The organism is Mycobacterium sp. (assembly GCF_035640695.1).
Lineage (GTDB): Bacteria > Actinomycetota > Actinomycetes > Mycobacteriales > Mycobacteriaceae > Mycobacterium.
In genome coordinates, this window is record NZ_DASQVQ010000083.1 from 1 (window position 1) to 7,666 (window position 7,666).

Genomic DNA, 7,666 nt, shown 5'->3' on the forward strand with positions numbered 1-7,666 from the left:
TGGTCGCGCGAGCGCGCCGATGACAACCAGTAGGTCGTGCTTGTTCAACGGCGAGAACTCAACGCTCAGCAGAACCTCGTGCGGACCCGGTGGCGGCGGCTCCTCGATGTCGACGACGCGGAGCACCTGCGCGGGGTCGCCAAACTGTTCCATCTGGATGGCGCGCATGTTAGTTCCTCTCCATCGAAGGTTAGGCCGCGGTGCGAGCCTGCCTAATGGTTACGCTCTGATCCACCGCGGGGAGAACGATCGGACCCCGCCTGGAAATCCGGCGCTGACCGCGTTCACGGGGCATACGGCGACGCCCCGACTTGGCTCAAATTGGTGCGCGTCTGCGCGGATCTTGATGAGGGCGTTGCGGAGATTATCGGGTTGCGGGTCGGCGGCGGTGCGGGATTGGTTGCCGGCCTTGATTTTCACGATGCGGTAGCAGCGGCTTGCGCAAACGAATTTCCTGATGCCCCAAACCTTTTCAGCCTCGATGCAGTGCTGGCAACGACGCGGCCCCAGCGCCCGACCTAGTTGTTGGTCGGTGGTGGTTGGGGCTGGAAGGGTTCATACCACCACCAGTCGGCGCGCTCGCCGGTAGGTCCCGGGCACGGCGCCACCGCGGGCGGAGGATGATTCGGCGGGCGCGCCAGCGACCCTGCGCACAGTACTCGGCCCGCGCTGTCAGTCACCGAGAGCTGGTGTGCCGGACCGGTGATGGTGATGACGCCCCGATGATGCAACCGGTGATGATAGGGGCAGACCAGCACCAGGTTGAACAGCTCGGTGGGGCCGCCATCTTCCCAATGCCGGATGTGATGTGCATGCAGACCGCGGGTGGCCCCGCAGCCGGGAACCGCACACGTGGGGTGGCGGTGCTCGAGGGCACGGCGAAGCCGGCGGTTGATCAGCCGGGTCGACCGTCCGGCGCCGATGACCTGGCCGTCACGTTCAAACCAGACTTCGCAGGTGGCGTCACAGGTCAGGTATTGGCGCTCGGCCTCGGTCAGCAGCGGGCCCAGATGCAACGAAGCAACGCGCCGCGCGACGTCGAGATGCATCACCACGGTGGTGTGCTGCCCGTGCGGCCGGCGGCTGACCTCGGCGTCCCACCCGGCCTCAACCAGGCGCATAAACGCCTCACCGGTGGTGGGCAACGGCGGTGACTGACCTGGTGCGCGGTCACCGTTGTCACGATCGTGCTTCCACTCGGCGATCAGCGCCTCCTGATGAGACTGCAGCGCCGTATCGAACTTTGCCGCGTCGTGGTGGGGAAGTGTGATCCGGTAGCAGGAGCCCTCCTCGTCGGAGGTCTTAGTGATCGATTGCTCCGGTCCCCGCCGACAATCAGGATCGGGCTCGGGTTCGGGTCGCGGTTCCAGCTTGACCGCGGTGCGCAGCTGGCTGACCGTGGCGACCCCGGCCAGCTCCGCATAGTGCGCATCGGATCCCTCGCCCGCACGCGCCGCGATGACCCCGACCTGATCCAGCGACAGTCGGCCCTCCCGCATACCCTGGGCGCAGCGGGGAAACTCCGCCAGCCGGCGCGCCACCGTGGCGATCGTGGCGGCGTTTGCCGACGAGGTGCCGGTCTTCCAGGCCACCAACGCCGGCACCGACCGCGCACCCGTCGCACCCCACAACTCGTCGCGATCCACCTCGGCGACGATCTCCACGATGCGCGCGTCAATCGCGTTGCGCTGACCGGCCAACTCCGCCAACTCATCGAACAACGCCTCAAGACGCTCATCAGGACGCACCGCCGCGGCGCCGAGAGATGCGGTCGAGGACATGACGCCATCATCGCAGCCGGGTACGACAAATCCCGGCCGCCCGACCCTCGCCGGGGTTTAGCCGTCATCATCTGCCAAGAGGTGCTCGACAGCGGCTCCCACCCCGCTGATGCGGGCACACCCGATCCAGCACGGCCCGATTGGCCGCCAACCGCTGCGCAGCCGCAGCCTTCAGCGCGGCCAACTCGGCCTCATCACGCGCCGAACCACAGGCCACGCGGCTTTGGCCGGCCGTCGAAGCGTCGGACCGGTTGGACGACCTACCCTCTGAGTTGCGCGCGTATGTCGCTGGGCAAATGCACGCCTCGGGTTCGCAGATTGCCGATGAACCGCGCCGTGAGCGGATCCGATGTGCTCGGCGTTACTGCGACGAGCTGTCTGATCCACCGCGGGGAGAACGATCGCACCGCGCCTGGAAATCCACCGCTGACCGCGCTCACGGGGCATACGGCGACGCCGAGGCCCGCGGCCGCGAGCCACCCTGTTCCCCCGTACGCGGCTGTCGACGCCCCGGCCTACGGGGGTGCGGGCGACGCCCGCCGCATCAGGAGCGGCCACTACGTCTGTGGAAGAGGCAGCGGTCCGTGGAAGAGGCAGCGCCGAGCGCGAGCGCGAAGGACCGCGCGCGACGCCAGGCCGTAGCGCTCGCCGAACTCACCGTGGAGGACGCAAAAAGCGGCTGGTGCTCGACTGGACGACGCCGCTACGCCACCCGACTTTGTACAAGGCCGTGTTCCGGCCCGCCGTGCTCCGAGCTAACCGGCTGACACCGACCGCGAAGCTCCCCGCGGGGTTGCGGTTCCATTCGCTCCGACACACCTACGCGAGCCTGTGCGCTGCAGTGCCCACAATTTCGGTACGGCAGGTGGCCGAGTGGATTGGGCACGCGAACCCGACGACGACCGAACTCGTCTACACACACCTCTACGCGAAGGCCGAACACGACGACGAGATGGCCGCGCTGGGTGCGCTGGCGGCTACCCCCAAAATATCACGGCGACAACGTGATACCGCCGCATGGCTAACTAGTCGCGACGCATTGCGCGTGCACACCCAGGGCGAGCGCGTGGACTTCTTCCCCCGTTTACTTCATATGGGTGTCGAACCACTCAATCGCTGGTTCAGGATGCTCGCCGAAGTAGTTGTAGCCGCGGAAGCGTTGGTCGGTGCCTTCGATCCAGTGCAGCTTCTTGTCGGCGGCGGCGATGCTGTCGAAGATCGTCTGTACGTCCCAGGGATAGGTCAGGGTGTCGTCGTGTACCTGCGCGACTAGCGTTGGCACCCGCACCGACTTCGCATACCGGGCCGGTGACTGTTCCTCGACGCGAATGCCCGTGCGTCGGCGCAGCCCCTCGTCGAAGAGTTCGACGCCGTTATCAATGCCAGCGACCTCCACGATGTTCTTCTCGATGAACGCACGCGCCGAAATGGGCTGCAAGGCGATCATCACCTTGATGTCGGCGAACTCCTCGGGGTGCTTATCCATTGCCACGAACGTCGAGTCAGCCCCCAGACACTTGCTGAACAGCCCCGTCGTCATCTTGGCCGTCTCGGACCGAGACTTCGCGTAGCGGACCGAACCGATCACGTCACGGTACTCAAACACACCGATGCCAACCGTGTGGCCGTTGCCGTCAGCGCTTTGGCCGTGATTGCGGATGTCGTAGCACAAGATGTTGTACCCGGCGTCGTGAAGAGCCTTGTATTCCGGCAGGAAGTTCACTTCGAACCCTCCGAAATCCGTCAGTCCATCAAGATGGCCGGCATAGCCGTAGCGGTTGCCGGGTAGGAAATGGTTCGCGATGAGCAGCCGGTCCGAATCGGCGGGAATGAACCAACCTTCCAGCGCCACGCCGTCCATCGACGAGAAGAACACGTCCTCGTATTCGAGACCGACTTCATCTGGGCGTCGGTAGACCGGAGTCCGCTTTCCTTGAGTCCATAAGTCCAGCATCGGCTCAATGACCTTGCTCGGCGCCACCGATCCCATGGCCTTCGTCGCGACCTTCGTAACTGCTTCTTTGACTTGTGCCGCTGTGTCGCTCATCTTGTTGTGCCCTTTACCGGTCAGCTGGTCGGTAACACCCGAAGACATACCCGCCAGTCGTAGGCGTTAAATGCCGGCAGAGGGGCCGACACCACCAAGTCCCGGCGACCAGCGTCATACCGCGTTCGCATCACATCAGCCGCTTTGTCAGGTCGGGGGTATGGACGGCGTACGGGATCGCGAAGCGAACCGGACTCTCAGTTGCGTTTGCTCTGGGAAAATATGGAGCCGATGACGGGAATCGAACCCGCGTATTCAGCTTGGGAAGCTGATGTTCTGCCATTGAACTACATCGGCGGTGTCGCTCGGAAAGGCTAACACCATGACGGCTCAGCGGCCGATACGCTCGTCGGGTGCTGCTCTCAGATAAAGACCTCAGGGCGGAACTCGCCTCCGGCCGACTCGGCATCGAACCGTTCGATGACGGCCTCGTGCAGCCGTCTAGCGTCGACGTGCGGCTCGACAATCTCTTCCGCGTCTTCAACAACACGCGCTACACCCATATCGATCCCTCCCTACAGCAGGACGAGCTGACCAGCCTGGTGCAGCCGGTCAATGGCGAGCCGTTCGTGCTCCATCCCGGCGAGTTCGTGCTGGGGTCGACGCTCGAGCTGTGCACGCTGCCCGACGACCTCGCCGGCCGCCTGGAAGGCAAGTCCTCGCTGGGCCGGCTCGGCCTTCTCACCCATTCGACTGCCGGCTTCATTGATCCGGGCTTCACCGGTCACATAACGCTCGAGCTGTCGAACGTCGCAAACCTGCCGATCACGCTCTGGCCGGGCATGAAAATCGGGCAGCTGTGTCTGCTTCGGCTGACGAGTCCGGCCGAGCATCCCTACGGCAGCGCGCGGGCCGGCTCGAAATACCAAGGTCAGCGCGGCCCTACGCCGTCTCGCTCCTATCAGAACTTCATCAAGTCGACCTAGCCGCGGCGTCGGCGAGAGCTCATCCTCGATACTCGGTTAGCCCACAACACCGCGGGCAGGTAGGGTCGCGCGGAGGTGAATTGAGGGTCACATCACACCGCGAACGGCTGGCTACGAAAGCGGGGTGCACAGTGGAAACGGTGCTCGGCTTGTCAATCGCGCCGACCACCGCCCGATTGGTGCTGGTCGAGGGACGCGGGGGTGACGGCGTCACCATCGACCACGACGCGTTCGAATTCCACCCGGGTGATGCCGACGCCGCCGCTGTCTCGGAGCAGGTGATAGCCGCCGTGCTAGGCACCGAGGCGATCGCCGCAGCGGGCGATCACCGGCTGCACTCGATCGGCGTGACCTGGAGCGACGGCGCAGAACACCACGCCGGGCACGTTCTGGATGCGCTGCGCGACTTGGGGTTCGGCAATGTCGTGCCGGTTCGGCTCACCGAGGCTACCGAGGCATTGGCCCGCGCAATTGAGCATGTGATCGGATACGAGAAGACAGCGGTATGCGCGATCGAGCCGCAAGAGGTGGCTTTGTCGGTCGTCGACCCGCAGGTAGAAGACGTGCGCACCGCCGCGAACAACCAGCTCGACAACTGGGACGGACTGCGTCGGTGGCTGATCGCGATATTCAAGCGCACCGGTGGGCCGCCACACCGGTTGATTGTCGTCGGCTCCGACAAGGGCCTCGACATGGTGATCTCACAGCTCGAGTCGGCGTTCGCGCTTCCGGTCTTCGCCTTGGACGACGCCGACTCGGCGCTAGCGCGAGGTGCCGCGCTGGCGTCGGCGCCAGCCGTCGGGATGACTTCTCCCGAACTAGCCGACCAGCCGACGTCGTCTTCGATGTCGTCAGAGTTCGTCCCGGGCATCGGGCGCCTTGTCGAAGTCGGCGGCGCGCGCCGCCGCTGGCCCCTGAACAGCCTTGGCGCGTTGACCATGCTGATCGTCGGTGTGTTGATGTTCGTGGTGTCGTTGTCCCTCGCCGTCAGCCTGAAGCTGGTTCCGGACAAGCATTCCGAAGCCGCGGCGCCTCGCCGGCTCGCCAACGACGTGTCCGCAGCGCCCGCCGCGTCGCCCCCTCCCTCGCCGCGGTCACCGCAACTCGTGCTGCCGCCCGCCGCACCCCCGGCTGCGCCGCCGCCGGCGCCGGCGGCACCTGCTGAATCAGTGCCATCGGTCGAGCCGATGGCCACCCTGCCGACACCCGCGCCGGAGGTCTACTCCGAGATCCCTGCGCCGGCTCCGCCCGCCGGTGCGCCGGTGGCGCCGCCTCAGCAGCCCGCCGCTCAGCCGCCCGCCGCTCCGCCGGCCATTGATACGGTGCCGCCGCCGGCGATCGAGCCTCCGCAGCAGGAACCGCGTCTTCGGGACCGGATCCTGTCGAGGCTCCCGTTCTTCCACAGGAATCAGCAGGGCGAGCAGGCGCCGCAACAAGACGCGCCGCCGCCGGTTCCGCCGGACAATCCGCCGCCCCCGCCGCCTCCGTAATCGGCCCCCGCCGCCTCCGTAATCGCCTCCGTAATCGCGTCGTAATGCCGCGTCGCAGGACAACCTGTGAACTACCTGAGCCGCCTCGCACGTTTAATTTTGCGTAGGGTTTGTACCGCGCGGTCAGGCGGGTTGAGCAGTCGGCAACCCACCTCGCCTTCATCAAGATCAGCTAACCCCTGCGAATGTAACGCCGCGGGTCAGATTCGCGATGAAGTATCGGGTTGATAGCTTGCACGGCAGACGGACTTCCAGATGACCGAAGCGTTGTAGCAAATAGTTTGGAGGAGTAGTGGACATCGTACTTGGTGTATCGATGACACCAACGACGGTCCGCATGGTGCTGGTTGAAGGCGAGAAGGGTGACGGGCTCACCGTCGACAACGACGTCTTCAACGTCGCGGCAATTGACGGCTCGGCAACGTCGAGCGCGCCCGATCAAGTCATCGCGGCGGTTCTCGGCACGCAGGAAAGCGCCGCCGCCAGCGGCCACCGATTGATGTCGACCGGTGTCACATGGGCCGACCGCGACGAGGCCGCCGCGCTGCGCGACGCGCTCGCCGCCGGCCGCATCGAAGACGTGATGCTGGTGTCCGAGTTACACGCCGCCAGTGCGCTCGCCCAGGCGGTCGGACGGGCCGTGGGTTACGGCAAGACGGCGCTGATGTTCATCGAGCGCGACACCGCGACGCTGTCGGTGGTGGAGACGTCCGACGGCTCAATCGTGAAGGTGGACAGCCGGAGCCTGCACAGCAGCGACGCGATGGCGGCGTTGTCGGAGATGGTCACCAATCTCGAGGCGCATCCGTCGCGGCCCGGGGGCATGTTTGTGGTCGGTTCCGGAGTGGACATCTCCTCGGTGAAGGAGCACCTGGAACACCTGGTCTCGATTCCGGTCAGCGCGCCGGAGGAGCCGGAATTCGCGCTTGCTCGCGGTGCGGCGCTCGCGTCGGCGAATGCGCCGCGCTTTGAGGCCTCGACGGTCGGTCTGGCATATTCGCAGGATCCCGACGGCACGACGGCCGGAAAGGATTACGCGGTCGGGCTCGCGGCCGCCGACACTCAGCTCGCTCCGGCGAGTTACGATCTCGACAGCGTCGATGAACCCGAGGTTCTCACCAAAGATCCGGACGCCGCGGATCGCAAGCCGTTCCTGCTCGTGGGCAGCTCGCTGACCGGCATCTTCGTGGTTGGTGTTGTGGCTCTTGTCCTTTCGTTGGCAGTGAGCATCCGGCCGACCGTCGATACCCGGCCGGACCCGGGGCAGAGCGTGATACTGCCGAATACCGTAGCCCCGGCTCCCACGCAAGGCGCGCAGCCCGGTCCGCATCCCGCCCCGGAAACCATCCACGCGCCCGTGCCGGTCGTGCAACAGCAGCAAGCACCGCGCAACGCTCTCGTCCAGGCGCCCGCCCCGGCGCA

General features: G+C 65.7%; 5 protein-coding genes and 1 tRNA gene. 3 read left to right on the top strand and 3 right to left on the bottom strand.

The features are described 5' to 3' along the window. Nucleotides 1-518: 518 nt before the first annotated feature. The 3 genes from VE759_RS09915 to VE759_RS09930 form a co-directional block, all read right to left on the bottom strand. A complete protein-coding gene (locus VE759_RS09915) occupies nucleotides 519-1,781 on the bottom strand; it encodes an HNH endonuclease signature motif containing protein (protein WP_324931104.1) in 1,263 nt (420 codons plus the stop codon). 1,084 nt (nucleotides 1,782-2,865) lie between these two features. Beyond that, the gene (locus tag VE759_RS09925) at nucleotides 2,866-3,771 is read right to left on the bottom strand and encodes an alpha/beta hydrolase (RefSeq protein WP_324931116.1); all 906 of its coding nucleotides are present in this window, start codon (nucleotides 3,769-3,771) and stop codon (nucleotides 2,866-2,868) included. A gap of 280 nt (nucleotides 3,772-4,051) precedes the next feature. Beyond that, nucleotides 4,052-4,125: transfer RNA gene (locus VE759_RS09930), tRNA-Gly, on the bottom strand. A 56-nt stretch (nucleotides 4,126-4,181) separates the two neighbouring features. Here VE759_RS09930 and dcd point away from each other — a divergent pair. From dcd to VE759_RS09945, 3 genes are all read left to right on the top strand, one after another. After that, complete coding sequence (gene dcd, locus VE759_RS09935; protein WP_324931107.1) at nucleotides 4,182-4,754, top strand: dCTP deaminase; 573 nt, start codon at nucleotides 4,182-4,184, stop codon at nucleotides 4,752-4,754. 140 nt (nucleotides 4,755-4,894) lie between these two features. Beyond that, nucleotides 4,895-6,244 (top strand): DUF7159 family protein, encoded by a 1,350-nt coding sequence (locus VE759_RS09940; protein ID WP_324931110.1) that lies wholly within the window; start codon nucleotides 4,895-4,897, stop codon nucleotides 6,242-6,244. A gap of 292 nt (nucleotides 6,245-6,536) precedes the next feature. Further along, a partial coding sequence (locus tag VE759_RS09945) for a DUF7159 family protein (RefSeq protein WP_324931113.1) occupies nucleotides 6,537-7,666 on the top strand: 1,130 nt, incomplete at its 3' end.